Genomic DNA, 26137 nt, shown 5'->3' with positions numbered 1-26137 from the left:
TAACTGGAACCGCTCACAGTCACACACCGAACTTCCGCTCGGATGAGCGACGAATCCACACAGCACAATTCAGCTTTTCGACAAGGAGGACGAAATGCGCAAGTCATTTCGTGCAGGCGCCGTAGCCATGCTCGCAGCGGCCACAATGCTCGCCGCAGGTTGTTCAGGAGGTTCCACGGCAGGCAGCCAAAGCGCGGCCACCAGCGATCCCAACCAGAAAGTGGAACTGACCTACTGGGCTTGGGCCCCCAACCTGGACAAGGTGGTGGAACTCTGGAATGAGAAAAACCCCACCATCCACGTCACCGTGAACAAGCAGGACGGCGGAGACCCGGCTGTCACCAAGCTGCTCACCGCCGTCAAAGCCGGCAGCGGCGCCCCGGACCTGATCCAGGCCGAGTACCAGAAAATCCCTACCCTGGTAGCAGCCGATGCGCTCGCAGACCTATCCGGCACCGTGGCAAACGACACCAAGAGCCACTTCCCTGATGGCGTTTGGAACGATGTGACGCTGGGCGGCGATGCGCTGTACTCCGTTCCGCAGGACACCGGCCCCATGGTCTTCTACTACCGCGCTGACATCTTTGAGAAGCTGGGCATCGCTGTTCCCAAAACCTGGGATGAGTACGCGGCCGCTGCAAAGACTGTTCATGCAGCTGACCCCGAGGCCTACTTGGGCACGTTCTCCTCCAACGACGCCGGATGGTTTACCGGCATGGCACAACAGGCCGGAGCCTCCTGGTGGGGTGTTGATGGTGACGCCTGGAACGTGAAGATCGCCGAAGAGCCCACGGAAAAGGTGGCCGGATACTGGGGCGGCCTCGTGGAAGAGGGCGTCATCGACAACAAGCCCATGTACACACCGGAGTGGAACACCGCGCTCAACACCGGCAAGCAGGTTGGCTGGCTCAGCGCAGCTTGGGGCCCGGGTGTTCTGGAGGGCAACGCCGGTGCTACGGCGGGCTTGTGGAAGGCCGCACCTATGCCGCAGTGGGATGCTTCCAAGCCGTCCACCGGCAACTGGGGTGGATCTTCTACTGCCGTCACCTCCCAGTCCAAGAACCTCGACGCCGCGGCCAAGTTCGCCACGTGGCTGAACACCGACCCGGAGGCAATCAAAGCCTTGGTCAAGGAAGCGGGCATCTACCCCGCTGACACCGCAGGCGCGGAATCATCACTAACTGAGGCTCCTGCGTTCTTCTCCAACCAGCCCGATTTCTACAAGGTTGTTGGCGAGGCTGCGCAGAACGTGGGCTCGTTCACTTACGGCCCTAACGTCAACGTGGCGTACAACGCCTACAACGACCAGTTCGCTAAAGCTGCACAGTCCAAGGAGAAGAGTGCCTTCCTGGACGCAGTCAGCACCATGCAGCAGGTCACCGTGGATGACCTGAAGAAGACCGGCTTCACGGTCAAGTAACCGCTCCAAGCAACGGTTGTCAGCAACCGTTCCAGCGCGGGAGGGCGTCCGCAAGCGAGACGCCAGACGCCCTCCCACACGCTGATCCCACCTCGAACCACCACACCTCGATCCACCACAAGGAAGTGCACCCGTGGCAATGACCGTAACCAGGCCCGGTCCGGCGGCCGACACTGCAGCCGGAACCCCGAGGAAGTCGCAGAACTTCAAATCCCGGCTGCTCATCCCTTACGCAATGCTCGCCCCGGGCATCATCCTGTTCCTCGTCTTCATGGCAGCGCCCATCATTTACACCCTGGTGCTGAGCTTCCAGAAGAAGAAGGTCAGCGGGCTGGGCCTGGGCAAAGGTTCACAGAGCACGGCGTTCGCCGGTTTGGACAACTACGTCAGCGCGCTATCAGACCCGGAGTTCCTGGGCAGCGTCCTGCGCGTCCTCACCTATGGGCTCATTCTCATCCCGCTGATGCTTGGCTTTGCCCTGCTCTTTGCGCTCCTGCTGGATTCGCGGCGGACAAGGGCCGGCAGTTTCTCCCGAACGGCCATCTTCCTGCCGTACGCGGTACCTGCGGTGATCAGCTCGCTGTTGTGGGGCTTCCTATACCTTCCCGGCGTCAGTCCGTTCCACTTCCTGGCCAGGCAGTTCGGCATGGAATTGCCGTCGCTCCTGGATCCCAACCTGGTCACGTTCGCCATCTGCAACATCGCCCTGTGGGGTGGTGTCGGCTTCAACATGATCGTCATGTACACCTCGCTGAAGGCCGTGCCCAGCGAAATCTACGAGGCCGCAAAGCTGGATGGCTGCTCCGAGATCCAGACGGCCATCAGGATCAAGATCCCCATCATCGCCCCTTCACTGGTGATGACAGCGTTGTTCTCGATGATCGCCACGCTGCAGGTCTTCGCCGAACCCACCACGCTGCGCCCCCTGGCTAACAGCCTTTCCACTAGCTGGTCTCCGCTCATGCTGGTGTACCGGGATGCTTTCACCCGCAATGACGTCTTCTCTGCTGCTGCCACCAGCATCGTGATCGCCTTGGCAACCTTCATCATTTCGTTCCTGTTCCTGCGCATCGTGCAGAAGCGGGCCTTCGGACAGGAGAACTGACCGTGACTGCCCTCGCCACGCCACCCACAAACAGCCGCGCCAACCCCAAGCGAAGCAAGGCCACCAAGCCGGACTTCATCAAGGAAAAGCCCAGCTATCTCTCCACCGGAATCCTGATCCTCGGCGCGCTCTATTGCCTGTTTCCCGTGATTTGGGTTGTGGCTGCGGCGAGCAAGGACGGCACTGAGCTGTTCTCCACCTTCACCTTGGCCCCCAGCACGCACCTTTGGGACAACATTGTGGAGCTCACCGAATACCGCGACGGCCTGTTTTGGCGCTGGATGCTCAACACGGCCCTATACGCGGGCGTCGGCGCGATAGTGTCCACCTGGGTCTCAGCTCTTTCCGGCTACGTGCTGGCGAAGTTCGATTTCCCGGGCAAGTCGGGTGTTTTCAAGGTCCTGCTGATGGGGGTGCTGGTTCCCGGCGTTATTCTGGCCATCCCGCAATATCTGATGCTGGCCCAGGCGGGCCTCACCAACACCTACTGGTCGGTGCTCTTGCCGCAGATCATCAGCCCGTACGGCATTTACCTGGCGCGGATCTACGCCGCGGCCTCCGTTCCCGGTGATGTCATTGAGGCCGCCCGAACCGAGGGCGCCAAGGAAATGTATATCTTCAACCGCATTGCTGCACCCATGATGCTCCCGGGCCTGGTGACCATTTTCCTGTTCCAGTTCGTGGCCATTTGGAACAACTTCATGCTGCCGTACATCATGCTCGGCGACGACCAATTGTTCCCGATCACTGTGGGACTTAACGGTCTGCTGAACCAAGGCGCGTCAGCGCCTGCCCTGTACACGCTGGTGCTCGCCGGTGCGCTGCTCTCCATCGTCCCGCTGGTCATCATGTTCCTCCTGCTGCAGCGCTACTGGCGGGTCGATCTGGCCGCCGGCGCCGTGAAGGCCTAGCGGTAGGTAGGCTTTGGGTCATGACGCAATCCGCCCCCAGGCCCCGGCCCAAAATCGACGATGTGGCCGCAGAAGCCGGCGTATCGCGAGGTACCGTTTCCCGGGTTCTTAACGGTGGCCATTGGGTCAGTCCGTCAGCCTTGGCAGCCGTCAACGCCGCGATCAAGAAGACGGGCTACCGAGTCAACCCTCATGCAAGGAATCTGGCCACCAACCGGGCCAACTCCGTGGCGTTCCTGCTCACCGAAACGCAGGAAAGGTTGTTCGAGGACCCCAACTTCGCTGTCCTCATGCGCGGCGCAGCGGACGCCCTGGCTGTGCATGACATTCCGCTGGTCCTGATCATGGCCGGCACCGATGATGAACAACGGCGTGCCACCGATTTCCTTACCGCGGGCCATGTTGATGGTGTCCTTCTCATTTCCTCCCACGGAAGCCGGAAGGGCATCATCGCGGACATCATTGCCGCGGGTGTCCCGGCGATCGCTTGTGGCGCCCCCTTGGGCTTCGAAAAGAAGATGGGTTACGTCGCTGCCGACGATTACGAGGGCGCCCGCGACGTTTTGCGGTACTTGCGCGACGGCGGTCGGCAGCGGATTGCCACCATCGCCGGCCCTGCGGACACCTCCGGCGGAACGCGGCGACTCGAAGCGTACCGGGACGATCAAGGTGCGGATATCGATGAGGAGCTCATCGCCCAGGGTGACTACAGCCGCGACAGCGGCGTCAAAGCGATGCGCGAACTTCTCGGCCGCACCAAGAACATCGATGCTGTTTTCGCTGCGAACGACCTCATGGCGCTTGGTGCCTTGGACGCTTTGCGGGAGGCGGGCCTGACAACTCCAGGTGACGTCGCCGTCGTCGGCTTTGATGACATTAAGCTCTCGCAGGAGGCGACGCCGCCGCTCACCACGGTCAGGCAGCCGTTTGATCGGATCAGCGAGGAAATGGTGCGGCTGCTGCTGGACGTCATCAGCGGTAAGCGTCCGGCTGCTGTCACCATCCCCACCGAGCTGGTCATTCGCGAATCGGCCTGACTGGTACCGCATAGGCTTGGATCATGCTGAACCTGGTCCTTGGGCTCCTCTTCTCGGGGCTCTTCCTCGCCTCTTTCCAGTCGGATCGGCGGCGGCTTCGCAACGGCGTGTTCCTGCTGGTGGCGGCGTGGTTCCTCCTTCAGGCTGTGCTGGAGTTCCTCATTGACCTGAACCCGTGGTTCGAGTGGCTGAACCTGGTGGTCCTGGTGGTCCCGGTGGTGAGCATCTTTGTGTTCGCGGGCTTCCTGATCGCGAATGGTGCCACGATGGTCCGTAGGGAAGGCCCGGGGATCACCAGCTTCCTGCCCATCGCGGTGGGGCTTGCGGTCTTCCTCGCGCCGGTGGTTGCGTTTCTTTTCGTACTGAGCGGGCAGCCGGTATTGGCCGGCGTCGCCGCCCTCGCCTTCTTCCTCTGCGCCTACCTGGGCTGCGCCTTCGTGGTGTTCCTGGGGTACGCGTTGGTGTATTCGCGGATGCGTTTCAGCCCCAATCCGGCGGCCGTGATTGTCCTCGGTTCCGGCTTGATCAATGGCAAGGTCCCGCCGTTGCTCGCCGCCCGCTTGAACAAGGCTTTGGAAATTTACGACGGCGGCACCCCGGCCAGGCCGGTCTTGGTGCCTTCCGGAGGCCAAGGCCCGGACGAACCCCGGCCCGAGTCCGCCGCCATGAAGGAGTACTTGGTGGCAAAGGGTGCGGTGGCCGCGGATGTGTTGGAGGAGAACCAGGCCACCACCACCCGCGAAAACCTGCGGTACTCCGTTGCCCTGCTGGCAGATAAGGGCATTCAGGGGCCGGTGCTGGTATGCACCAACAATTACCACGTGCTCCGCGCCGCGCTCCTGTCCCGGCGCCAGAAGATCAACGCCGAGGTTGTGGGTGCTCCCACGGCCAGATACTTTGTGCCCAGCGCCTTCCTTCGGGAGTTCGTGGCCGTGATGAGGGACAACCGCCGGACCAACATCATTCTTTGCCTGCCGATGTTCGGGATTGCCCTGCTCATCACGGTCGCACTGATGAACTCGACTGTGGTGTAACTCTTCCTAGGGCTTGGGGAGCCCAGTGGTGAAGGTGTGAGCCCACTGGGTGACAGAACCTTCGGTAAAGACGTACCCGGGCCGCCGTTCCGCTGTGACGGTCACAGTGCCGGAAGGCTTCCTGTAACTTCCGGCTGCCACTTCCTTGCCGTCAATCAGGTACGCCACACCCGGGACAGAGGGGATGGTGTAGCCGTCCTGCCCGTGACCCGGGCGGTCCGTGAAGGTGACAGGGGCCGGCGTCGTCATTTCGTAACTCAGCCCGAAGCCTAACGGCAAGAGGACACCGCTGGCGTCGGCCTTGGGAACGTTGACCGGCAGCTTGCCGCTGGGGTTGACCGCACCAGAGATGGCGCGGACAGCACCGTGGAAGTTGACCTCCTTGACTCCATAACTGTTAAGCACGGCGTCGGCGCCAGGGAAGACGTTGATGTCATAGGGATTGCGGGTTGCCACAACGATCACCGGTGTGCCGGTGGCCGCGAGTTCTGCAACCATCTGTTTCTGTGCAGCATTGCCGGTGGCGTTGTAGGAAGCGAAGACCACGGCATCGACGTTGCCGGCGGCAGCCACCGCACGTGCACGGTAAGCCGCGGAGGGCGAGGCCCCATCCTCGTAGTCTTCAGTGACCGTGAATCCCTGATCCTTCAGCATTGGACCCGCGAGCTCCGGCCACGCTGAACCGGCACCCACCATGAGCACTGAGCTGCCCGAAGCGAGCGGCAAAACCCCGTTCTCATTACGCACCAAGGTGACGGCGTGGTCGGAGATCAGCTTGGCCGTGGCCAGGTTCTCTGCGCTTCCCACTACGGTGTCCACAGCGGCGGGGTCAGCCAGGGGCTGCTCAAAGACCCCACGCTTGACCTTCCATTCAAGGATCCGTCGGACGGACTCATCCAGGCGGGTCTCGGTGATTTCACCGGACTCGACGGCGGCGCGAACCCCAGCGAACGACGCGTCCACGTCCGGGGAGTTGAGGAGGATGTCAGAACCGGCCTGGATGGCCTTGACGGCGATTTCTTCCTGGGGCCACTCGGCGGCCATTGCGGCCATATCCAGGGCATCTGTTGTCACCAAACCCTTGAAGCCCATCTCATCGCGAAGCAAACCGGTGAGTACCTTGTGGGACAGGGTGCCAGGCATTTCCGCGTCGATGGCCTCAACAATGATGTGGGCCGTCATGACCATGTCCACGCCACCGTCAATTGCGGCCTTGAAGGGCTTCAGGTGCTCATTGAGTGTTGCGCGATCGTAAGTGACGGTAGGCAGTCCGTAGTGGGAATCCACCGAGGTGTCGCCATGGCCGGGGAAGTGCTTGGCCGCTGCGCCTACGTTGTGCGCTTGAATGCCTTCGATCTGGGCAACACCGAGGGCACTGACCAGCGCCGGGTCCTCGCCCATGGAGCGGATTCCGATGACCGGGTTGTCCGGGTTGGAGTTCAGGTCCAGGACCGGTGCGAAGTCAACGTTGATACCCATGGCCCGCATTTCGGAGCCAAGGATTTCTCCTTGTGCCTTGGCAAGATTCGCATCCGCGGTGGCGCCGAGGGCCATGTTGCCCGGCAGCACAGTAGCGGGCGGTCCGATGCGGGCAACCAGGCCACCTTCCTGATCGATGGTGACGGCTAGTGGAATGCCGGTCCCGTCCTCCCGCAAGGCCGTTTGCTGCAAGCCATTGGAGAGACCCGCAACCTGCTGGGGGTTGTTGGTGTTGCCGGACCACGCGAAGTAGAGGACGCCGCCCAAGTTGTACTTAGCCACTACCTCGGCCGGCGTGTTGACGCCGTACCTCTCTTGGTTCTTCGTCGCCATGGAGGTGTCGTCCGCCGACGATCCGTAAACGTGGGTCCAGGTCATCTGGCCGATCTTTTCGTCCAGCGTCATGCCGGAAATCATCGCCTCGATGTCCGGCGAGGCGGAGGCCGTCGTCGTACTTCCAGTGGTGGTGGGCGGGGCTGCGACTGCCGTGCCCACGCCGGTCAACACCCCCGCTCCCGTCATCAACAGCGCAGTGGCGGCCGCCGTCATGAGTGAAGTTCGTTTTCTTTGCATGTGTTTCCCAATCCCATCGTCCTTGTTGTGGTTGAGGTTTGCCGGTGCCATTAGCGCTTGCCGTTGTAGAGGAGGTACCCGCGGGTGTCGCGCACGAACTGGTCCAGTTCGGACCGCCAGCTGTCCATGATGGTCCTGGCGTCAGCACCGGCGTCGAGCTGTTGGGCAAAGCGGGCCGAGCCGCTCAGCAAGCCCATCCAGCGTCCGCCGTCGCCTCGCCACCCAAAGCCGGGGTACAGGCGCTTGGCTTCGACCAACATATGGGTGCCCACTTCCAGGGCTTCGACGCGGGTGGGATCGGTGATGTGAACCTGCACGCCCCCACAGATGACGCCTTGGTTTTTGGAAAGTGTTGGCTGGAAATACGCCTCACGGAACGTGACGCCCGCAAGGCCCTTGCTGTTCAGTGCCTCGGCCCAGCGGTAGTCCACGTAGGGCGCGCCGATGAGTTCGAAGGGCCTGGTTGTGCCGCGCCCCTCTGACATGTTGGTGGCCTCGAACAGTGCAGTGCCGGGGTACAGGGTGGCGGTTTCGGGTGTTGGCATGTTGGGGCTTGGCAGGATCCACGCTGCCCGGTTGTCCGGCCCGGTCATGTCGCGCCGCCATCCCTGGACCTCCACCACCTGAAGGTCTTGGATGGGTGTGAGGCCCGCGGCGGGAAGATGAACCGCGTTGAAGTATTTGGCGAGCTCGCCCACGGTCATCCCATGCTGGAGCGCAATGCCCAGCTGGCCAACGCCGGACTCGAAGCCCTTCTGCAGCACCGGTCCGCGGGCCTGGCCGCCGATGGGGTTGGGGCGGTCCAGGACAACAAACGTGGCTCCGGTTTGGGACGCCGCCTGCATGGCACCCCACATGGTCCAGATGTAGGTGTAAAAGCGGGCGCCGACGTCTTGAATGTCGAAGCATATGGTGTCCACGCCGGAGGCTTTGAAGAAGCCCACATAAGCGGCAACGTTGGCGCCGTAGGAGTCGTAGACCGTGATGCCGGTCCGCGGGTCCACGGATGTTCCTTCGCTGGCGCCGTCCTGCGCGGTCCCCCGGAAGCCATGCTCGGGCCCGAAAACTGCCCTGACGTCCACGCCTTTGGCCGCCATGTCATCCACGATCGAGCGGAAGTTTGCCAAGACGCCGGTGGGATTGGTGATGATGCCTACCTTGCGCCCCGCGAAGATGCTCCAGTTATCGGCGGCGGATACATCGGCACCGTTAATAAGTACTCCCGGTTTTCCCGGCCGGTTCTGTGCGTTGGGGTTGTTGGCGGCCGCACCAGGAGCAAAAGGCGCGACGACGGCGGCAGCTGCCGCCAGCCCCGATGCATGAAGCAGTTTTCTACGATCCAGTGCCATGAAAGAGCCTTTCGAGGGGAGCGAGTAGCATGACAAGTTTTGTGATTTTACTTACACCGACCGTATTCGCTTGCCCGCACTGCGTCAATGACTTACCTTCCTAGCGATGCTTGTGTAACTTAATGACAAGGCACTGGTGGCCTTGGATTGGGCTCAAAGGACTCGAAAGGAAACCATGGTGGAAGCGCCGGGGAACGCGCAGTTGTCCCGCACCGTTTTGGTGCGAATACGGTCTGTCATGCCGGGGTTGCGCCCCTCGGAACGGGCCGTGGCCGAGCTGGTTCTCTCGGACCCATCGCGGGCTGCCACCATGTCCATCGGGGATCTGGCCGAGGAATGCGGGACGTCCACCACGTCAGTGGTGCGTTTCTACAAAAAGGTGGGCTACGGCGGCTACTCCGATCTTCGCTTGGACCTTGCCCGCGAAACTGCTCGCGAGAGTGTGGCCCATGGCGTGCCGGCGGAGGTCTACGAGGACATCAACACCGCAGACTCTTTGCAGGACATCGTCTCCAAAATTGCGTTCAACGAAACAATGTCCATCGCCGATACCGCGCAAGTGTTGGACGTGGACCAGCTGGCCAGGGCGGTGAGTGCAGTGTCCACTTCCCGGAAGATCGACATCTTCGGCGTGGGGGCAGGCGGTTTGGTGGGCCAGGACATGCAGCAGAAATTGCACCGGATAGGACTCACCTCCTTCAGCTGGGGGGATCCGCATGCCGCCCTGGCTTCCGCAGCCCTCCTGGATGCCGACGGCGTTGCTGTCGCCATCTCCCACTCGGGAGCCACGCTGGACACCATCGATTTCTTGAAGGCAGGCAAGGCGGCGGGAGCCGTCACCATCGCCATCACCAACCATGCTGATTCGCCACTGGGCAGGGCGGCCGACGTTGTGCTGAGCACGGCTGCCCGCGAGACTCCTTTCCGCCCGGGGGCCATGGGTAGCCGGATTGCGCAGATGATGATCGTTGACTGCCTCTTCGTGGGGGTCGCCCAGCACTCCTATGACGCATCAATTGCTGCACTCCAGAAGACGCACGCAGCTGTGCGGGGCAGGAAGCTGCCGCGAGCGAACCCGTCGGCCTAGCGGCCCGATATGACAACCAGGGAAAGGGCGCCCGCGATAGGGTCGGTCCATGTTCACCCTGGTTGCCCCTGATACGTCCTTTTACCACTCGTTCCTCGAGTCCCACCAAGAGTGGGCCGGGGCCCATCAGGACGGTGCCGCCGTCTTCATGGCTGACGACGTCACCACCCCCGAAGGATTCGAGGAATGGGTTGCCAGGCTGCTGGACGCTGAAAACACCCCGGAGAAGGACGGCATGGTTCCATGCACCTATCGCTGGATCACGGAGGGCTCGCGGTATGTGGGTGCCATCGCATTCCGTCATCACCTGACCCCGGCCCTCCTGAACTCCGGTGGGCACATTGGCTACGGAGTCCGGCCGTCCGATCGTGGACGGGGAGCGGCTTCCTGGGCTCTGCGTGAGATGTGCAGCCTTGTGGCTGCGCGGGGGGAGTTGGATCGCGTTCTCCTAACGTGCGATGACAACAACGCGGCCTCAGCCAAGACGATCGAGCGTTGCGGTGGGCTGCTCGAGGATGTGCGGATGGACGATGACGAGACCGCTTTCCGTCGCTACTGGATTGACGTCCGGACAGCCGCCCTCCGGGCAGCCCCGACAGATTAGTTTTGTCACCCTAGGGTTGACACTTCGGCCTGGTGCGGCGCACCATGGGATGCATGAGCGGTCAACCCCGGGGTGACACGCCCGTTGCGCGGGATTCACCATGGCACAAAATCCTTACTCACCGACCCCCTGGTGATGGCTCCAGGGAGGCGGCGGCCAAACGATTCACAGAACGCGGCATTACCCCGGAACAAGTCAGCGCGGTCATCGCTGATGGCGGGGATGCCCTCTATTCGGCTGCAGCCGAGGGCAAACCGGGCTGGGCAGAGCCGTTCGGCGGGCCTCTCGCCGTCGCTCTCCTCGCAGCCGAAGTCAGCATTTTCGCAGCGCATTTGAACTCCAGGGCGTCCGGAGTCAGATCGGCAGCAGTCGCCGAACTCCTGGACGAATACAGCGCGGTAACCGTAGCCGGTGAGCTCGGTGTGGCGCGCCAGAAGGTCTACGAAATCGCCAGAGCGGGTCTTCGCCCGCCATACATCGAGCAGGTCCCGTGGAGGGCGTCATGAATCCCATCGAAGAAAAGGTCCAACTACCGGACCCGAAAACCCAGTACCTTGTCCATCCCCTGGACCTCCCCGAAGCCCGTAATGAGTACCTGACGGGCTGGTGGCTGGGAATTGTTGCCACCCCGCAGGTCTACACGGCACTTCTGGCCTTCTTTTGGGCGGTCAGCAACAACTACGTCACGCCCATCCTGGTCCCGCTGGTCCTGGTGGTGATCGCGGGGTGGATTAGTTCCAAGCTGACCCGTGGCGCTTGGGACTACATTCCCCGGAAACGCCATGACAAGGACCGGCGGATGACGGTGATGACCACCGCTGCCTCGCTCATCACTTCACTTGCACTTTTCGCAGGTCTGCTGACCTTCATGGTGTGGGCCGCATCCCAGGACTTCGTGCCGGGCTTCAGCGCCTACCCGTTGGGAATGGGTGTGGCAATCGTGGTGATCATGGCCGGAGGGCTGGCGGTCAAACTGATACGGCGCCGGTCACTTGACGTGGCTTCGGATGCCATCAGCTTGGTGGTTGTGGCGGGCGCTGTAGGGCTCGGGTTCGGTATTCTCCCCGCCGGGCGCGAAATCGCACCATTGGACTTGCTGCCCGGCGCGGCGATCCTTCTGGGCGTCTGGCTAAGCTGGCTGCTCTTCACGCAGGTGGAGGCCCGCCGCAACCACGGCTGACCGCTGCATAGCCTGTTCATGTTCCCGTCACCAAGCCTTGTTAGGCTGCCGCGCACTACCCGTAGACGGCGGACACCCGCAGGCCGCGCACACTCACAGACCAGGAGCACTGCATGACGGAGGCAAGCCCATCGAGCCCAACAGGGACATCACTGGACGATTGGTGGATCAGGGACAACCTGCGTGAAACCATCGACCATTTCGTGGAATTGGGCTACACCATCAGCGGAGGGCAAGGGGAGGACCCGGACCTGATCGATCCCGGCGGATCGGCGGTGGAGACGTGGAACGAGGATTATCCCTATGAGCGGCGGATGACCCGCGATGAGTACGAGATTGAGAAGTATCGGCTGCAGATCGAGCTGTTGAAGTTCCAATACTGGGGTCAGGACCTCGGGCTCAAGCACGTGATTGTTTTCGAGGGACGCGACGCTGCCGGTAAAGGCGGCACCATCAAACGCTTCACCGAGCACTTGGATCCACGGTCCGCCCGCACCGTGGCGCTCGCCAAGCCCTCCGACCGCGAGCAAGGCCAGTGGTACTTCCAGCGCTACATCCAACACCTTCCCACCGCAGGCGAGATCGTCATGTTCGACCGCTCCTGGTACAACCGCGCCAACGTGGAACGCGTCATGGGCTTCTGCACCGACGACGAATACGACACCTTCATGGGCCAGGCCCCGGTGTTCGAAAAGATGCTGGTGGACGCCGGCATCCACGTCACCAAGTTCTGGTTCTCCGTGACCCGTCAGGAGCAGCGAACCCGCTTCGCCATCCGCCAGATCGACCCCGTCCGCCGTTGGAAGCTCTCGCCCATGGACCTGGCATCGCTGGATCGCTGGGACGAGTACACGGACGCCAAGGAGCGTACATTCCTATACACGGACTCCGATCACGCGCCGTGGATCACCATCAAATCCAACGACAAGAAACGCGCCCGCATTAACGCCATGCGTTACTTCCTCAATCAGTTCGACTATGCGGACAAGGACACCTCGGTTGTTTACGACGCCGATCCGCTCATCCTTCGCCGCGGTCGCGACGCCGTGGGCGACTAACCCGCAGCGTTCAACCCTCAAGCACGACGTCGGCACTCACCGCGAGTGCCGACGGCGGGCTTTCCGTGTCGTTCCTGAAAGTTGGGTTACATTTTCCTGACTGCCGGACATTAACTGGATATGAGGGTGCAAACGGAGCAGGGGGATCGCGTGGAGTCTGCCGGGCAGAAGCATTTTCTGGCGACGCATGCGGCGTGCCACGACAAGGTGTACCGGTACTTCCGGCGTCGAACGGAGGGGACGCCCGCAGCCGAAGACCTTACCGCCGACGTCTTCCGCATCGTGTGGGAAAAATGCCGTCAGGGCCAGGAATTGTCTGAGTTAGTGGTGTTCGGGATCGCCCGGAATGTCCTCCGCAACCATCACCGTTCGGCCGTTCGCTCCATCAATCTCACACAACAACTGGAACGTCAGAGAACGCGCGGGCTGGGCTCCGACGACGGAATGGTGGCCGACGCACTGGATCGGCTCAAGCCGGAGGAACGCGAGGTTCTCCTCCTGACGTACTGGGACGGGTTCACCTCCGCCGAGGTGTCAGGTCTGCTCGACATTTCCGCCACGGCCGTCAGAATGCGGCTGCACAGAGCACGGAAGCAACTCAGCAATCTGATTCGGGAGGATCAAGCCACAGAGGATGTGCAGCGATGAGTAGCAAGGAAAAATCCACCGTGGATCGCCTGACCGCAGCTGATCCAGCTTCCGCGGTTACCGAAGAAGAGTTGGCCCGGAGCCGTGAGAAGAGCCTGGCTGCCATGGACACTGACGCCGAGCACATCACCGTGGGTGGGTCGGTTGCAGATTTCCATCAACAGCATCCCGGACGCCGGGTACGGTTGGCAGCAGGATTCGGATTGGCGGCGGCTGCAGCCATTGTTGCCGGGGTAGTGGTGACGTCCGCAATGACGGCCCCGCCCACGGAACAAACGGCGCCAGCCGCTACCCAGCTGGATCCCGCGCCGGAAACAGGCTCCTCCAGTGCGCTGCCGCTCCCCGAAATTACGGGCTCCCCGACCCCTACGGTGGAAGCCGACATCGTCACGGGGGGCTCAGGTAAGTTGGCCGTTTCCACGACCGAAATTGACGGTGTGATTTCCGAGGGTATTTACATGCGCCCCGATGTTCTCCGGATACTGAAACTTGAGGCGGACAATAAAGGTTGCATCGGCAACGGCTTCCTCTTTCCGGCTGGCACGAAGGTCACGGACACCGGGTTGGTGTTGCCCGACGGAACAGTCTTCAGCACGGGCGACGTCATCTCCTTTGGGGGGCTGGAGGTGAATTCCAAGGACGTGGGAGAGTGCGCCGACGGCCGCCCGCTCGTCTATATGGAAGAGGTACGTGCTTACCCCGGAAAGGTTCCCAACGTAGGCGGATAGCACCAAACCGCGACGTCGGCACTCACCGTAAGTGCCGACGTCGTGCGTTCTATTCGGTAGCCTCATCCTCTACTACCGGGTCCGTCAGCAGCAGTGCCGTGCCCTGGAAGGCGGGCAACTCGAGGAAGAAGCTGCACAGATCATCCACCTGGGCCACTTCTTCTTCACCGGAGAACAAATCATGGACTGTAGCTCCCGGAACAAGGTGCGGGGACTGGATGCTGCCGGCGATGTCCTGGTCAGAGAAGTTCAGCACCGTCACCTGCAATGCCCCGTCCGCGAGCTGATTGACCAACACCAGCAAGCCGCGGTTGGAAACGTCGGGCACATCAAGGAGCGTGCTGGTGGCGATCCCCGACTCTTCCCGCACCGTAAGGATCTGCTGGAGGCGCCGCGCATAGGAGTTCGGGTCCTTCAGCTGCTCAGGGAGGGAACCGTACAGGCTCCGGGCACGCGCCATCCCGGCCAGGGAGGTCTTGGCGTCCGGGCTGGTCCCCATGAGGTCGTGCGCGCCACGGTTGATCCACCGGGTGTCACCCTGCGAGGTGAGTTCCTTGACGGTTTCGCGGTCCAGCGCTGTGATTCCCGTGAGGTCCCAACCGGAGAGCGCGAACACACCCGGCTGCAACGCGTTGTACATGGACAAGAGCACGTGGGCATCCAGGACCTGCGCTTCCTGCTCCTTGGTGATGGCATCCGGGTCCTTGATCCCGAGGGCGGCCATGATGAAGCTGACGGTGGTGCAGGCGATGCCGTTGGTGGTGAAGACCGCGTTGTAGGGCCCGTTCTCACCCGTGAGCCGTTCACGCATGGTGGTCTGGACCTTCTCGGCCACCTCGGCACCGGTGAGCTCCTCGCCGGCAAGTTCAAAGACTTCATCCCTGTGCCCGGCAGCGAAGTGGAGCAACTCATAGGTCAGTTCATCGTGGTTCTGCAGGGCGTGAACCAGCGATGCCTGGTCCACGCCGATCTCCATGGACAGCCGCAAGGTGAGGCGCAGGAACTCGGTATCTCCGATGACCAGGGCGTAGTGGTAGGCGGGCCTGGTGATGAAGTCGTAAGACAGGTCCGGGCCGGACTCGGACTGCGACTTGATGTCATCGATAGTGAGGTTGAGCTCTTGGAAGGAGAACCCGCCCACCTTGCGGATCATGGAACCAATCAACTGGTTGGCTGCCTCGGACAACGGGTGACCCTCGGACCAGCCCGGTTCTTCCTCGGCGCTCTTCTCCACACCCAGGAAACCGTTGGCATCCAGCCGGAGCGCTCCGGTCCCGAGGTCCAGCAAGGAGTGCAGGGCGTCGCCAACCACCAGGCGCATGCCGGCGAAGGTGGGGTCCAGCCAGTTAATGGAAGGCTGACCGGCCTTGAAGTAGTGGAGATAAACCCAGCGGCGTTTCTTGCCCGTGGTGTCGATGATGGGCTTGGTGGCGCTCCAGTTGGTTTCCTTGACGCCGGGCTCGTAGAAGATAACCCGCTGCAGTCGCCCGATGATGTAGCCGGCCTTTTGCAGCGCTTCCTCAGTCGCGGGGCTGATGTTCACCGAATCTTCGCCCTCGGGGACGTCCGGCAGCAAGTGCCAGTCCTCCTCCGGGATGTCCACCATGTGATAGATGCCGGGGTAATCCCGGAAGTTCATTTCGGCGAGACGGAAGTCCGCTCCCTTGCCGGTGTGCCCCGGGACGATGTCGTCAATGACGGTGCCGCCGTGCTGGTTGGCTACCTCGCACATCTGCCGGAACTCTTCCTCCGTGCCGAAGGCGGGATCGATCGCCATGCTGATCCGGTCGAAGTGGCCGTCCACGCTGGGTGTTTGCGACCATCCGCGGATGCCGCCGGCCAGCTTCACCGGTCCCGTGTGCAGGCCCCTGATGCCGATCTGGCTGAACGCGTCCCAAAGCGCTGGGTCACCCAGCGCAGAAAGGAAGGACTGGCCGTCCTTGGTTATGAAAGACAGGGGATAGGCAGTGAACCACACAGGTGCACGCTCAACAGCTGCGCGTGGGTTGGGCCTGGCATACGAGTTCTGCCACATGCTGGCCTGCCCGGACAACTGCCGGGCCATGGTGTTGGCGTCACCCAGCATGGACTGGTTCCGGAGCCAATCCACGTACGTGGAGTTCAAGCCGTCGAATTCCAAGGAGGGCCGGGCGGCAAAGAACTGCCGACGCCGGGCAATGGGGCGCAGCGCTTTGGGACGGGCAGGGTAGAACTGCTCGTCAAACGTGATTTCCGCCGGTTCGCTTGCGGTTTCATCGGGCGTTTCCTGTGGCGTCTCCTCCGCATTTTCTTCCGGAGTTTCGCTGATTTCTGACACGCTCTCGCTGACTGCAGGCTCCCGCACAGTTGTCTCCTTTACGTGGTCGCCGCGTCAACGCCGACCTTCCGAGGGGGTCGTTCAAGAGGTCACGTACCCGGGCTTGCCCGGACTATTCATGCTAGTCGCGGGAGCCTGCCGTTTGTCTAACCAAGGAACAAGTAAGTCTCGTTATTATGTGCCGAGTTGACCTTGGGCGCGCGGGCCTATCGGTTACCCCCGCAAGCCAGTAGCGTGACTCGTGGAGATCGGAGCACCCATGAAAATCGTCGTGATCGGCGGCAGCGGCCATATCGGGTCCTTCCTGGTGCCCAGGCTTGTGCGTGCCGGGTACGAGGTCATCAACATCAGCCGCGGAAGCCGACCACCCTATGCCGACGTCCCCGAATGGCAGCAGGTCCGCCAGGTTACAGCGGACCGCGAGCACGAGGAACTTGAGGGCGTCTTTGGTGACCGGATAGCGGGACTGGGTGTCGACGTCGTGGTTGACCTCATTTGCTTCACGCTGGAGTCAGCCACTGCGCTGGTGAACCGGCTGCGCGGCGAGACAGCGCATCTGCTGCACTGCGGGTCGATCTGGCGCCACGGTGTCAGCTTGAAATTGCCCATCACCGAAGGATCGGATTCGGCTGGCGAACCCTCGGCCGCAGAACCAACTGACGATTACGGAATCCGGAAACGCGACATCGCCCGAATGCTCAAAGAGGAGACCGCCTCAGGGGGTCTGGCCACAACATCCATCCACCCCGGCCACATCGTGGGACCCGGCTGGTTCCCGATCGGGCCACTGGGCAACCTGGATCCAGGCGTGTGGCCCGTGATTGCTTCCGGGCAGACACTCAAGGTCCCCGGAAGCGGTACCGAGCTGATGCATCACGTGCACGCCGACGACGTGGCGCAGGCCTTTGAGAAAGCCATCCTCAACCGCGACGCTGCAGCCGGGGAAGACTTCACCATTGTTGCTCCCACAGCCCTGACGGTTCGTGGCTACGTGCGCATCGCCGCGTCCTGGTTCGGGCAGGATCCGCACATGGAGACCGTGAGCTGGGAAGAATTCCGACGAATCACCACTCCCGAATTTGCCGATTCCAGCTGGGCCCACCTTTCCCGCAACCACTGCATGAGTATCCACAAAGCCGCCTCCCTCATCGGGTACGCGCCCGGATACGAGCCCGAGCAGGCCATTCGCGAGTCCCTGCAATGGCTCATCAGCAACGGACAACTCCACGTGCCGAAGTTGCTCACGTAAGCCTGTACAAGCTGCATTCGAAGCCCGAAGCTTAAGGGGCCACAAGGGGGAGCTATATGTACAAGGCAGCGGCCAAGGATGTGACCGATTCCCGGCTGGACCACGCCTTCTTCATCCTTGGTGGCGCCGCTGCGGTGTGGTTGGCGTTCCTGCTGGTGGGGGAGAGCTTCCATTTGGGGTGGGGCCAGGTGTGGTTCTACTTCTTCTTTTGGGCGTTCCTCGCGTATCTCCTCCTCCCTCGCCTGCACCGCATCCTCACCACCATCTACGTTCCCGGCTACTTCATCGGCCGCGCCCGGACCAGCGACGGATTACTGGGAGATCCCGTAAACGTCGCGTTGCTGGGCGACGAGCCGCAACTCCATGCCGTCATGCGCGCGGCCGGCTGGACTCAAGCGGACGAAGTGACGCTCAAAAGCAGCCGCCGCATCATCAGCTCCACCATCTTCCGCCGGAGTTACTCCGAAGCCCCGGTCAGCCCGCTCTACCTCTTCGACCGGCAGCAGGACTTCGCCTATCAGCAGGAAGTGGACAACAACCCAGGCAAACGCCACCACGTCCGTTTCTGGCGATGCCCCGAAGGCTGGCTGCTGCCCGGCGGGCACAAAGTGGACTGGCTGGCCGCCGGCACCTACGACCGCAGCGTCGGGTTCTCACTCTTCACCCTGCAAATTACGCACAAGATCGAGCAGAACACCGACGTTGAGCGGGACCACATCATTACCAGCGTTACCGCCGCTGATCCACGCGTCACGGTGCAGGTGATTGAGGACTTCTCCACCGGCTACCACTCCAGGAACGGAGGCGGGGATTCAATTTCCACCGACGGCGACCTCCCCATCGTGGACGCGCGACGCGTGCAGGTCCCGGCCCACCAACCATCCCGCTCTACAGACAGCCGCGACAGACGGCCGGCGCCCACCATGGTGGGCGCCGCGTTGGTGGTGGCCAGGTCCATCGCGGCCTTTATCCTGGCGCTGACACTGGTGACCTCTTCCGATGTGTTCTCGGACATCACCACCGACGGCGACCCCCTTGACCCGCAAACCACGACGACGGTTGTCACCTTTGTTGCCGTGGTAGTGCTGATCTTCGGGCTGGGGGAAGTTTTCCTTGCCTGGCGGATTTTCCTGGGCAGCAACGGGGCAAGGGTGATCGCGATGGGCCTCAGTTCTGTCTCCGTGGTGGTCCAAGCCGTTGACTACTTCACCGGAAGCACCAACATCACCCTCGAAGCCGGACTTTTCGGTGTGGCCACTGACATCCTGGTGCTCCTGGCGTTGTCCAGCCAACGGGCCCGGGTATATGCCAAGCGGCAGCGCGTCCCGGCCGTCCCGGCGTCGGTGGTCACCCGTCGCGTGCCTTCCTGACCCTTTTTGGTGGCTTCTCGCCGGCGACTCGCCGTCGCTACGGGCGTGTCGCGGGGGTTTCGGATTCAAAGTGGGTGGTGGCGGTACGCGGCGCCGCCTAAAGATGGCGCCGCTTAAACAAAAGAGCTCCGGAGTGCGTTATTGGGGGATACGCACTCCGGAGCGGTCTTTGAGCAGGGGCTTTCGCCGTCCTGCAGTAATTACTCTACGTGCCGCGCGACGCCTTTGCCACCACCTCGAATAAGTACTTTCGCTTTAGTTTTTATGAGCAGCTTCGTGCCTCCTCTTTTGGGGCACAATCAGCACCGGACGCCGCTGGTGATGGCTCAGCCAAGCAGCCACCGAGCCATTCAAAGCCTCGGAAATACGGTGTCCCAAGCCAGGCTCGGGAGAGCCAACAATGATCATTGAGGCATCTATGTCAGAGGCCAGGCGTCCCAGCGCCCGGGCAGGATCGCCGGCAAGCAAGCGCAACGTCCAATCTGCCGTGCCACCGTCCATGGCTTCCGCGATGGCCTTACCCAGATCATCCCGGATAACCGCCACGTCCTCGTCATCCTTTTCGGGGTGAAGGGACATCCGGTGAGTCTCACGCGAAGGATCCCACTCCACGAGGTAGCTGGCCTCGTCCACATAAGCGCAAACCAGCGGCACGCCCAGTTGCTCGGCCAAGGTCCTGGCAGTTTGTAGTACTTCCACATGCTGGTCCGGCAGTACGCCCACAACCAAGGGAATCCGTCCGCTGAAACCTTCCGCAGCCATACCCCTATTGTTGCTCCGCGGCGTGTGCTTGAACAGCGTGTTTGGCGGATCCGGCTGCGATAAAGACGTCAGCCCTGAGCCCTTGTAGAGACATCCGCCCCGGCCTACGGTTAATCCGAAGAAAGGCGGTCCGTGATGGAAATCTTCATGTGGTGGCTCGATCTGCACCTGGACAGTAAAGAGTGGCTGCGCGAAAACCTGCGGGCCGATGAACTTCCGCTCCAGGTGCTGCAGCACATTGCAGAAGCCGGAGGGCCCCATCCGGACAAGGTCAGTGGTGTCCTGACCAGTGCGGATTGGGACTTCATCGAGACACAGTCGGAGTTTGTGGACTAACTGGCCCTGGTCAACCCGCTACTCCTGGTGAACCCGCTAGGCGCAGCTGGCTGCCGGGCGAGCAGCCGTGACAATGACCTGAGCGGCAGTGTCCGGGGCAAGTGGGTGACTTTCCTGAGCGTCGGAGGTGACCGAGGCCCGGTGCTGGGCCTTCATGCGCAGCAGTGCAATAGCTGAAATCAGGAACCACGCCACGTTGGTCACCACTGAGGGCCATGCTCCGTGAAGTGTGCCGTTGATGATGAAGGCGCAGGAACCAAAGAGATTTACGGTTTGGAAAGTGCTGCCCGCCTGCAGCCATCCCATGGAGACCGCCATGTAGCCGCCGAGCATTGCCACAGCGCCGGCCCAACCGGCAATTTCGAACAGCAGTTCCATGGGAGTCCTTTCAGATTTGGGCATCCGGAGAGAGCCGGCAGGCGGCGTAAGGTCCGGGATGGGGGCTTGATTCGGGGGTCGATGCTGCGTGACTGAATCGTGCTTGTGAGTCAATATTGAGGGACTTACCCCTTTAGTTCAATTGCATTATTCTGAATCCCATGTTTAGGAGTGCTTAACATGGAAATGGACCCCCGCAGGCTGCTCGTACTTCTCGCAGTTGCCCGCACCGGAGGCGTTCTTGCTGCCGCCGATGAACTGCGGATCACACCGTCCGCAGTGTCGCAGCAGCTCAGCAAACTCGAACACGAGGCGGGTCAGGCCTTACTCCTGCGGACCCCCAAAGGTTCAGTGCTCACCCCCGCGGGACTGGCCATGGCGGAGGCCGGGGAAGAGATAGAACGGGCCCTCAACGTTGCCCGCGCCCGCATGCAAAGCGAAGTCAACATTGCGGGAGTGGTGCGCGTGGGCGGCTTCACCAGCTTCATGCGCACAGTGGTGATCCCGCGACTTCCGGAATGGCGCAACCAGTACCCCCAGCTACAGATCCAGATTGTTGAAGACAGTTTCCCCGCGCTGATGCGGCTGCTACGTCAACGGCAGCTCGACGCCGTAGTGATTGAACAGGATTCGACGGCGGCAGAGCAGCGTCCGATGGCCGCCGGGATGGTCGAAGATCCCCTGCTGGACGAGCCCTGGAAGCTCGTGGTGCCGGCAGGAAGCCTGCTTGGCACGGACAACATAGACCTCAGTCGCCTGCCCTTGCCGTGGCTGGGAGTGGAACCGTCGGCAGCAAACACAGCAGTGCTCGGACGCCTCCGCCACTCAACGGGCAGCCGGATTGACACTGTTCACCAGTACCACGACACACTCACCGCGCTGGCACTTGTAGCGGCCGGTGAGGGTGTGGCCATTGTGCCTACCCTGGCTCTGACGGGCGTGGTCCACGATCACGTGGACATCCTGGATGTTCCAGGTTTAGGGACCCGGCACATCGCACTGCGCCGTTTCGACCGGCGAAAGGCAGCGAGCCTGCCGGTGGACACAGTGGCCCGCCTGCTCCGGGAATCGGCGGCTGCGTTCGATACCCGATCGGGCAGCTGACCGGTCCCGCCTTCGCTGACGGGACCGGCAGGATCAACTAGTTCAGCGCCGGGGTGTCAGTAGGGACCACGCCCGAGCCGTACAGATCAGAGGCAAGATCCCGGAGGGCACGCAGGGCCACCCGCTGGGTGAACGGACCATAGGACACGCGGGCCACACCAAGCGCCTGGAGCTCAGTTGCCGGAAGGGCGCCAGGTGCACCGATGACGGAGAGCTTCCCGTGCCCGAGGCCCTCAACCAGCGGCTCGATGACCTCACGGGTCATGGCTCCGGGCACGAAAACCAGCGATGCGCCGGCGTCGAGGAACGCCCGTCCCCTGACGATGGCGTCCTCGATGCTGTCCTTAATGGGCCGGTCGCCGCCACGGGCAATTGCATCAGTGCGGGCGTTCAGCTGGAACGCAATGCCTTCGTCCTCGGCGGCCGAAATGATCGCCTGAACACGGGCCACGGCCTCGTCGAAGGGCCGCAAACGGTCTTCTACATTCGCGCCAACCACGCCGATCGCGATAGCCCTGCGAATGGTCTCGGCAGGGTTCTCGTAGCCATCGTCCAGGTCAGCAGTGACCGGGTGATCCACGGCGTCGACAATTCGCTTGACCCCTTCCAGCGCGACGTCCAACGGCATGGTTCCATCGGCGTAACCAAAGGCCGCAGCAATGGAATGCCCGGCGGTTGCGATTGCCTTGGTTTCAGGCAGGTCTGCCACAGTGCGGGCACTGATGGCATCCCACACATTGACCACGCTCAGGATTTCCGGTGCCTCATGCAGGGCCTTGAGCTGTAGTGCACGTGCAGCGGTATTTGCTTCAGTCATTGTTGTTCTCCGTCATCGTTGTCCGTCATTCACGGGTGGAACTACCACCCACAGCCTAGGCATAACGTCACACAGGTTCCGGGTAAGGCCTGACGCCATGTCCTCGTATGTCCGTGTACTACGGCCTTTGCTGAATCGTGGGTAGCGGCTCCACCGATTCCGCACCCACCACCTGGTCGCGGCCCTGGGCTTTGGCGCTGTATAACGCCGCGTCTGCCACACTGATCATGAAATTCAGGTCTGCGGCTTTGGCGCCTGTGGATGTCACCCCATAGCTGACCGTGGGGTAGGGCAAACCAGCTGGATCTGCCATGGCGGACAGGCGCTGGCTGATTTCCGAGGCGATGGCCTCTGCCCGTTGTTGCGTCGCGCCCGGCAAGAGAAGAATGAACTCCTCCCCGCCGTATCGCCCCACAAGATCCGTTGACCTTACTGACGCGGTGCAGGCCTCGGCAAAGGCACGCAAAGCAGCATCTCCTGCGGCATGTCCGTGTTCATCATTGACGGCCTTGAAATAGTCCAGGTCCGCCAGGATCAGTGCAGCGTTCTGGTGGGCAGCCGGGCCTGCCAGTTCCTTTTCGGCCAGGCCCAGGAAGGCGCCCCTGTTAAGCAGCCCGGTCAGATGGTCCCGTTCGGCACGTTCCCGGAGCCTCTTGATCAGGTGGCTGTTGCCGAGCGAGTTGATGGTGAAAGACAGCGAGACCAGCAGAATCAGGTGCATCAGCGCCGCCGGTGCATAGCCGAAAAGTGTCCGGAAGGAACTCCCGTCCGGCCCTTCCAGTACAAACGTGACGCCCCGGCCCAAGTAGTACAGGGACGTAAGTCCGGCGATGAGGGCCAGAAACTTCGTCATCCGGGACTGGGCGGACTTCGCCAACCACAACTCTCCTGCGGCCATGCCAAGGCCTGCTGCCGTCATTCCCAGATACATCAAGCCTCCGGACCACAGGCTGGATTCGACACCGTCCATCGCTGATGCAAGGAAGGTGATCAGCGGTGCCGGCGATATCTGCCACGCGCTGACTTTTCGCTCGCGAAGAGCTCGAGCGCCGGCCCAAATGCTGAACGCACCGGCCACGATCAGCGCTTTGCCCGGCGGATTGGCCCAGGCCAGAAAGGAGGTTCCGTTCAGCAGGAAAGCGAAATTTCCGGCGAAGAAGAGAAGGAGGGCAACCCGCCACCATGTGGTGGAGGTGGACCGGATTCGCCGTGAGGAGGCGGCGGACAGCACTATCAGGGTCAACGTGACTATCCCCAGGACCATCCTTACGGAGAACGGGTCCAGGACTATCGCTCCTTCATGCAAAGAGGCTGCAATCATGGCTCGGTCCTGCTACCGGCAAACCACCGCGAACATCCTGTTTGTTGACCTCATGGCTCTTTGACCTCGCAAAACATCTGATCCCCCAGTACGTTGTGGCGGCCGATTGGCCGCAAAACCACAGTCAAGCACGTTTTCCCGCTGCAGCATCCAACGGTCACCACAAGCGGCGAAAAAGTTTTCTGATTTTCGCGTCACGATCAGGGGTTTGGGTGCACTGTAACCGTAAGGGTCCCTCTTGCCCGAAGTTCGGACTATCCACATACGCCCAAAAAACCGTTGCTACCCGCACGCCCTGATGGTTCGATGGGGTTCATGGCTACCGCAGAGAGTTACGTCATCGCGATCGGAACCAAGAAAGGCCTGTGGCTCGCAAGCAGCCCGGACCGCAAAGTATGGTCCCTCTCCGGCCCGCACTTCCTGATGAGTGAAATACCCAGCATCGGGATAGATACACGGGACGGCAAAACACGAATCATGGTGGGTGTGCGGTCCGAGCATTGGGGTCCCACCGTTGCCCACTCGGACAACCTCGGCGCTACATGGACCGAGCCCGAGCACGGCGCCATCAAGTTCCCGGAGGGCACCGACGCCGCGTTGGAGCGCATCTGGCAGATATACCCCGACGCCGCATCACGCCCGGGAGTTGTCTGGGCCGGGTGCGAGCCGATTTCCGTTTGGAAATCAACCGACGGCGGCGAGCACTTCGAGCTGAACCGCGGACTCTGGGACCACCCCCACCGTAGTGAGTGGGGTGCCGGCTACGGCGGGGCGGCGGCGCACTCCATAGTGGTTGATCCTTCCGGGGAGAAGGTTCACATCGCCATGAGTACGGGCGGCGTTTACAGATCGCTCGACGGCGGCGCCTCCTGGGAGCCGCGCAACAAGGGAATCTCGGCCTACTTCATGCCCGATCCCAACCCGGAGTTCGGCCAGTGCGTTCACAAGATCGCGGCGGATGCCGCCGTCGAGGACCGTTTGTACGCGCAGAACCATCACGGCGTGTACCGCACGGACGATGGAGGCGAGAACTGGGACTCAATCGCGGACGGACTTCCGGCGGACTTCGGGTTCGTGATGCTGACTCATCCTCGGCGCGAGGGCACGGCGTGGGTGGTCCCGTTGAAAGCTGATGGCGAACGCATCCCGCCGGACAGCAAGCTCAGCGTCCATCGCACAGACGACGCCGGCCGGACGTGGAAAGAGCTGCATACCGGTCTCCCGGACCACGAATACAACGCCGTGTTGAGGGACGCAGCGTCCGTGGACACCGCCGAACCCACCGGCGTGTACTTCGGAACCCGCGGAGGCGCCGTGTATGCCAGCGCAGACGAGGGCGAGACGTTTACCGAAGTGGCATCGCACTTGCCGGACGTGCTGTGCGTGCGAGCCGCCGTCGTGGTGGGAAACCCGGCAGGGGCAGAAATCCCGCTGGCAGTCGCGGAAGCCACGTTGGTGGCGGAAACTGAACAATTCGTGGAGGCAGCAGCGCAGACGCGGGATCCTGGTACCGAAAACCAAGCCCCGGTGCCTGGTTAGGCCCATCATGGCTGACTATACGGTCGTGTTGCCTGGTGTCCTGCAGCCACTCGTCGGCGGACAGTCCTATCTGACTGCGTCCGCCGACGGGGCTGTGACCGTTGGACAGTTGCTGGACTCGGTGACCGGAGATTATCCGGTGCTGGCCAGGCGTTTGCGTGATGAAACCGGGGCTCTCCGCCGTTTCGTGAATATTTACGTTAACGGTGACGAGATCCGGCGTGTGAAAGGTCTTGATACTGAAGTTGCGGCCGGCCAGGAGGTTTTGATCATCCAATCCGTGGCTGGCGGCTGAGAGGGGTTTGGGGTCGAGCCGGATCAGGCGACACGCCAAACACTGCATTCGTCGGTGTTGATGGCTTTCCGCATTCCTGAGGCGTGGTCCATGATCCACACCACGCCGATGCCCGGCGCAGTTTCCTGGACGCGTCCGCGGCGGATAACCACGTCATCATAGGCGGGTCCCACGGACAGGCGGGCTTCGATCTCGTCTCCCCGATGGAGCTGGCTGATCGCGCGTATACGTGTTGTGTGTGTTGTGACTTCCTTCAACATGGTGGCCTCCTGGGCTGGAGCTTGTGCCTGCACTTGCCGGCTCTTCCAGTGTGGCGCGGCAATGTTGCCACGGTATTTCGGCCCGGTTAGGGTCCCGTTAGCATTCCGGGATGGTTGGGTTTCCAGGTGAACAGCCCCGCCTGCCGGGCTCGGTGACTACCCGGTTGTAGCCTGAT

General features: G+C 62.0%; 26 protein-coding genes. 18 read left to right on the top strand and 8 right to left on the bottom strand.

The window, feature by feature from the left end; translation table 11 throughout:
• The first annotated feature begins 94 nt into the window (after positions 1-94).
• From ACZ5J0_RS19335 to ACZ5J0_RS19315, 5 genes are all read left to right on the top strand, one after another.
• A complete protein-coding gene (locus ACZ5J0_RS19335; RefSeq protein WP_250820864.1) occupies positions 95-1420 on the top strand; it encodes an ABC transporter substrate-binding protein in 1326 nt (441 codons plus the stop codon).
• A gap of 139 nt (positions 1421-1559) precedes the next feature.
• Positions 1560-2525: a carbohydrate ABC transporter permease gene (locus ACZ5J0_RS19330; RefSeq protein WP_464094754.1), complete on the top strand. Its 966-nt coding sequence runs from the start codon at positions 1560-1562 to the stop codon at positions 2523-2525.
• A gap of 2 nt (positions 2526-2527) precedes the next feature.
• A complete protein-coding gene (locus ACZ5J0_RS19325) occupies positions 2528-3436 on the top strand; it encodes a carbohydrate ABC transporter permease (RefSeq protein WP_464093834.1) in 909 nt (302 codons plus the stop codon).
• Between the two features lie 20 nt (positions 3437-3456).
• Positions 3457-4473 carry a LacI family DNA-binding transcriptional regulator gene (locus ACZ5J0_RS19320; protein WP_464093833.1) on the top strand — a complete coding sequence of 339 codons (1017 nt, stop codon included), beginning with the start codon at positions 3457-3459 and terminating at the stop codon, positions 4471-4473.
• A gap of 23 nt (positions 4474-4496) precedes the next feature.
• A complete protein-coding gene (locus ACZ5J0_RS19315; protein WP_142937404.1) occupies positions 4497-5507 on the top strand; it encodes a YdcF family protein in 1011 nt (336 codons plus the stop codon).
• 6 nt (positions 5508-5513) lie between these two features.
• On the opposite strand, the gene ACZ5J0_RS19310 is transcribed toward ACZ5J0_RS19315, so the two are convergent.
• Together ACZ5J0_RS19310 and ACZ5J0_RS19305 are read right to left on the bottom strand one after the other, a co-directional pair.
• On the bottom strand, positions 5514-7535 hold the full coding sequence (locus tag ACZ5J0_RS19310) for a glycoside hydrolase family 3 protein (RefSeq protein ID WP_464093832.1): 2022 nt from the start codon (positions 7533-7535) through the stop codon (positions 5514-5516).
• Positions 7536-7609: 74 nt separating this feature from the next.
• Positions 7610-8908 (bottom strand): exo-beta-N-acetylmuramidase NamZ family protein, encoded by a 1299-nt coding sequence (locus tag ACZ5J0_RS19305; protein ID WP_464093831.1) that lies wholly within the window; start codon positions 8906-8908, stop codon positions 7610-7612.
• A gap of 175 nt (positions 8909-9083) precedes the next feature.
• On the opposite strand from ACZ5J0_RS19305, the gene ACZ5J0_RS19300 reads away from it, so the two are divergent.
• From ACZ5J0_RS19300 to ACZ5J0_RS19270, 7 genes are all read left to right on the top strand, one after another.
• Positions 9084-9995, top strand: a complete 912-nt coding sequence (locus ACZ5J0_RS19300; RefSeq protein ID WP_464093830.1) for a MurR/RpiR family transcriptional regulator — start codon at positions 9084-9086, stop codon at positions 9993-9995.
• A gap of 49 nt (positions 9996-10044) precedes the next feature.
• The gene (locus ACZ5J0_RS19295) at positions 10045-10599 is read left to right on the top strand and encodes a GNAT family N-acetyltransferase (RefSeq protein WP_464093829.1); all 555 of its coding nucleotides are present in this window, start codon (positions 10045-10047) and stop codon (positions 10597-10599) included.
• 53 nt (positions 10600-10652) lie between these two features.
• Positions 10653-11105, top strand: a complete 453-nt coding sequence (locus tag ACZ5J0_RS19290) for a hypothetical protein (RefSeq protein ID WP_464093828.1) — start codon at positions 10653-10655, stop codon at positions 11103-11105.
• Entirely contained in the window at positions 11102-11779 is a 678-nt protein-coding gene (locus tag ACZ5J0_RS19285) for a hypothetical protein (protein ID WP_166841923.1), read from the top strand. The genes ACZ5J0_RS19290 and ACZ5J0_RS19285 overlap by 4 nt, the downstream gene beginning before the upstream one ends.
• A 113-nt stretch (positions 11780-11892) precedes the next feature.
• Complete coding sequence (gene ppk2, locus ACZ5J0_RS19280) at positions 11893-12837, top strand: polyphosphate kinase 2 (RefSeq protein WP_464093827.1); 945 nt, start codon at positions 11893-11895, stop codon at positions 12835-12837.
• Positions 12838-12957: 120 nt separating this feature from the next.
• Entirely contained in the window at positions 12958-13485 is a 528-nt protein-coding gene (locus ACZ5J0_RS19275; RefSeq protein WP_223941256.1) for an RNA polymerase sigma factor, read from the top strand.
• Complete coding sequence (locus tag ACZ5J0_RS19270; protein WP_166841920.1) at positions 13482-14213, top strand: hypothetical protein; 732 nt, start codon at positions 13482-13484, stop codon at positions 14211-14213. The genes ACZ5J0_RS19275 and ACZ5J0_RS19270 overlap by 4 nt, the downstream gene beginning before the upstream one ends.
• A gap of 49 nt (positions 14214-14262) precedes the next feature.
• Here ACZ5J0_RS19270 and treS read toward each other — a convergent pair whose 3' ends face one another.
• Positions 14263-16557: a maltose alpha-D-glucosyltransferase gene (treS, locus tag ACZ5J0_RS19265; protein ID WP_464093826.1), complete on the bottom strand. Its 2295-nt coding sequence runs from the start codon at positions 16555-16557 to the stop codon at positions 14263-14265.
• A 232-nt stretch (positions 16558-16789) separates the two neighbouring features.
• Between treS and ACZ5J0_RS19260 the strand changes: the two genes are divergently transcribed.
• Complete coding sequence (locus tag ACZ5J0_RS19260) at positions 16790-17779, top strand: NAD-dependent epimerase/dehydratase family protein (RefSeq protein WP_464094753.1); 990 nt, start codon at positions 16790-16792, stop codon at positions 17777-17779.
• A gap of 56 nt (positions 17780-17835) precedes the next feature.
• Complete coding sequence (locus tag ACZ5J0_RS19255; RefSeq protein WP_464093825.1) at positions 17836-19149, top strand: LssY C-terminal domain-containing protein; 1314 nt, start codon at positions 17836-17838, stop codon at positions 19147-19149.
• A 255-nt stretch (positions 19150-19404) separates the two neighbouring features.
• Here the strand turns inward: ACZ5J0_RS19255 and ACZ5J0_RS19250 are convergent, their stop codons facing one another.
• A complete protein-coding gene (locus ACZ5J0_RS19250; RefSeq protein ID WP_142937415.1) occupies positions 19405-19911 on the bottom strand; it encodes a universal stress protein in 507 nt (168 codons plus the stop codon).
• A gap of 135 nt (positions 19912-20046) precedes the next feature.
• Here ACZ5J0_RS19250 and ACZ5J0_RS19245 point away from each other — a divergent pair, with 135 nt between their 5' ends.
• Positions 20047-20247, top strand: coding sequence for a hypothetical protein (locus ACZ5J0_RS19245; protein WP_250820910.1), 201 nt, complete (start codon positions 20047-20049; stop codon positions 20245-20247).
• A 36-nt stretch (positions 20248-20283) separates the two neighbouring features.
• Here ACZ5J0_RS19245 and ACZ5J0_RS19240 read toward each other — a convergent pair whose 3' ends face one another.
• Entirely contained in the window at positions 20284-20625 is a 342-nt protein-coding gene (locus ACZ5J0_RS19240; RefSeq protein ID WP_223941252.1) for a CBU_0592 family membrane protein, read from the bottom strand.
• 180 nt (positions 20626-20805) lie between these two features.
• On the opposite strand from ACZ5J0_RS19240, the gene ACZ5J0_RS19235 reads away from it, so the two are divergent.
• A complete protein-coding gene (locus ACZ5J0_RS19235; RefSeq protein WP_142937417.1) occupies positions 20806-21729 on the top strand; it encodes a LysR family transcriptional regulator in 924 nt (307 codons plus the stop codon).
• A gap of 37 nt (positions 21730-21766) precedes the next feature.
• On the opposite strand, the gene ACZ5J0_RS19230 is transcribed toward ACZ5J0_RS19235, so the two are convergent.
• Complete coding sequence (locus ACZ5J0_RS19230) at positions 21767-22546, bottom strand: isocitrate lyase/PEP mutase family protein (protein WP_166841917.1); 780 nt, start codon at positions 22544-22546, stop codon at positions 21767-21769.
• Positions 22547-22664: 118 nt separating this feature from the next.
• Positions 22665-23867, bottom strand: a complete 1203-nt coding sequence (locus tag ACZ5J0_RS19225; protein ID WP_250820852.1) for a GGDEF domain-containing protein — start codon at positions 23865-23867, stop codon at positions 22665-22667.
• Between the two features lie 306 nt (positions 23868-24173).
• Between ACZ5J0_RS19225 and ACZ5J0_RS19220 the strand changes: the two genes are divergently transcribed.
• Both ACZ5J0_RS19220 and ACZ5J0_RS19215 read left to right on the top strand, forming a co-directional pair.
• Positions 24174-25406 carry a WD40/YVTN/BNR-like repeat-containing protein gene (locus tag ACZ5J0_RS19220; protein ID WP_464093824.1) on the top strand — a complete coding sequence of 411 codons (1233 nt, stop codon included), beginning with the start codon at positions 24174-24176 and terminating at the stop codon, positions 25404-25406.
• Positions 25407-25413: 7 nt separating this feature from the next.
• Entirely contained in the window at positions 25414-25701 is a 288-nt protein-coding gene (locus tag ACZ5J0_RS19215) for a MoaD/ThiS family protein (RefSeq protein WP_166841915.1), read from the top strand.
• 23 nt (positions 25702-25724) lie between these two features.
• Here ACZ5J0_RS19215 and ACZ5J0_RS19210 read toward each other — a convergent pair whose 3' ends face one another.
• A complete protein-coding gene (locus tag ACZ5J0_RS19210; protein ID WP_024818712.1) occupies positions 25725-25961 on the bottom strand; it encodes a hypothetical protein in 237 nt (78 codons plus the stop codon).
• Between the last annotated feature and the right edge of the window lie 176 nt (positions 25962-26137).

The organism is Arthrobacter sp. DualSoilB13 (assembly GCF_055389195.1).
The sequence above is the reverse complement of the archived record's forward strand: the minus strand, read 5'-3'. Positions and strand labels throughout refer to the sequence as shown.

What these genes read in the sequence shown, in the direction of transcription:
- ACZ5J0_RS19335 (WP_250820864.1), top strand. Translation starts at nt 95, where the DNA reads ATGCGCAAGTCATTTCGTGCAGGCGCCGTAGCCATGCTCGCAGCGGCC.
- ACZ5J0_RS19330 (WP_464094754.1), top strand. Translation starts at nt 1,560, where the DNA reads ATGACCGTAACCAGGCCCGGTCCGGCGGCCGACACTGCAGCCGGAACC.
- ACZ5J0_RS19320 (WP_464093833.1), top strand. Translation starts at nt 3,457, where the DNA reads ATGACGCAATCCGCCCCCAGGCCCCGGCCCAAAATCGACGATGTGGCC.
- ACZ5J0_RS19315 (WP_142937404.1), top strand. Translation starts at nt 4,497, where the DNA reads ATGCTGAACCTGGTCCTTGGGCTCCTCTTCTCGGGGCTCTTCCTCGCC.
- ACZ5J0_RS19310 (WP_464093832.1), bottom strand. Translation starts at nt 7,535, where the DNA reads ATGACGGCGGCCGCCACTGCGCTGTTGATGACGGGAGCGGGGGTGTTG.
- ACZ5J0_RS19305 (WP_464093831.1), bottom strand. Translation starts at nt 8,908, where the DNA reads ATGGCACTGGATCGTAGAAAACTGCTTCATGCATCGGGGCTGGCGGCA.
- ACZ5J0_RS19300 (WP_464093830.1), top strand. Translation starts at nt 9,084, where the DNA reads ATGGTGGAAGCGCCGGGGAACGCGCAGTTGTCCCGCACCGTTTTGGTG.
- ACZ5J0_RS19295 (WP_464093829.1), top strand. Translation starts at nt 10,045, where the DNA reads ATGTTCACCCTGGTTGCCCCTGATACGTCCTTTTACCACTCGTTCCTC.
- ACZ5J0_RS19290 (WP_464093828.1), top strand. Translation starts at nt 10,653, where the DNA reads ATGAGCGGTCAACCCCGGGGTGACACGCCCGTTGCGCGGGATTCACCA.
- ACZ5J0_RS19285 (WP_166841923.1), top strand. Translation starts at nt 11,102, where the DNA reads ATGAATCCCATCGAAGAAAAGGTCCAACTACCGGACCCGAAAACCCAG.
- ppk2 (WP_464093827.1), top strand. Translation starts at nt 11,893, where the DNA reads ATGACGGAGGCAAGCCCATCGAGCCCAACAGGGACATCACTGGACGAT.
- ACZ5J0_RS19275 (WP_223941256.1), top strand. Translation starts at nt 12,958, where the DNA reads ATGAGGGTGCAAACGGAGCAGGGGGATCGCGTGGAGTCTGCCGGGCAG.
- ACZ5J0_RS19270 (WP_166841920.1), top strand. Translation starts at nt 13,482, where the DNA reads ATGAGTAGCAAGGAAAAATCCACCGTGGATCGCCTGACCGCAGCTGAT.
- ACZ5J0_RS19260 (WP_464094753.1), top strand. Translation starts at nt 16,790, where the DNA reads ATGAAAATCGTCGTGATCGGCGGCAGCGGCCATATCGGGTCCTTCCTG.
- ACZ5J0_RS19255 (WP_464093825.1), top strand. Translation starts at nt 17,836, where the DNA reads ATGTACAAGGCAGCGGCCAAGGATGTGACCGATTCCCGGCTGGACCAC.
- ACZ5J0_RS19250 (WP_142937415.1), bottom strand. Translation starts at nt 19,911, where the DNA reads ATGGCTGCGGAAGGTTTCAGCGGACGGATTCCCTTGGTTGTGGGCGTA.
- ACZ5J0_RS19245 (WP_250820910.1), top strand. Translation starts at nt 20,047, where the DNA reads ATGGAAATCTTCATGTGGTGGCTCGATCTGCACCTGGACAGTAAAGAG.
- ACZ5J0_RS19240 (WP_223941252.1), bottom strand. Translation starts at nt 20,625, where the DNA reads ATGGAACTGCTGTTCGAAATTGCCGGTTGGGCCGGCGCTGTGGCAATG.
- ACZ5J0_RS19235 (WP_142937417.1), top strand. Translation starts at nt 20,806, where the DNA reads ATGGAAATGGACCCCCGCAGGCTGCTCGTACTTCTCGCAGTTGCCCGC.
- ACZ5J0_RS19230 (WP_166841917.1), bottom strand. Translation starts at nt 22,546, where the DNA reads ATGACTGAAGCAAATACCGCTGCACGTGCACTACAGCTCAAGGCCCTG.
- ACZ5J0_RS19225 (WP_250820852.1), bottom strand. Translation starts at nt 23,867, where the DNA reads ATGATTGCAGCCTCTTTGCATGAAGGAGCGATAGTCCTGGACCCGTTC.
- ACZ5J0_RS19220 (WP_464093824.1), top strand. Translation starts at nt 24,174, where the DNA reads ATGGGGTTCATGGCTACCGCAGAGAGTTACGTCATCGCGATCGGAACC.
- ACZ5J0_RS19215 (WP_166841915.1), top strand. Translation starts at nt 25,414, where the DNA reads ATGGCTGACTATACGGTCGTGTTGCCTGGTGTCCTGCAGCCACTCGTC.
- ACZ5J0_RS19210 (WP_024818712.1), bottom strand. Translation starts at nt 25,961, where the DNA reads ATGTTGAAGGAAGTCACAACACACACAACACGTATACGCGCGATCAGC.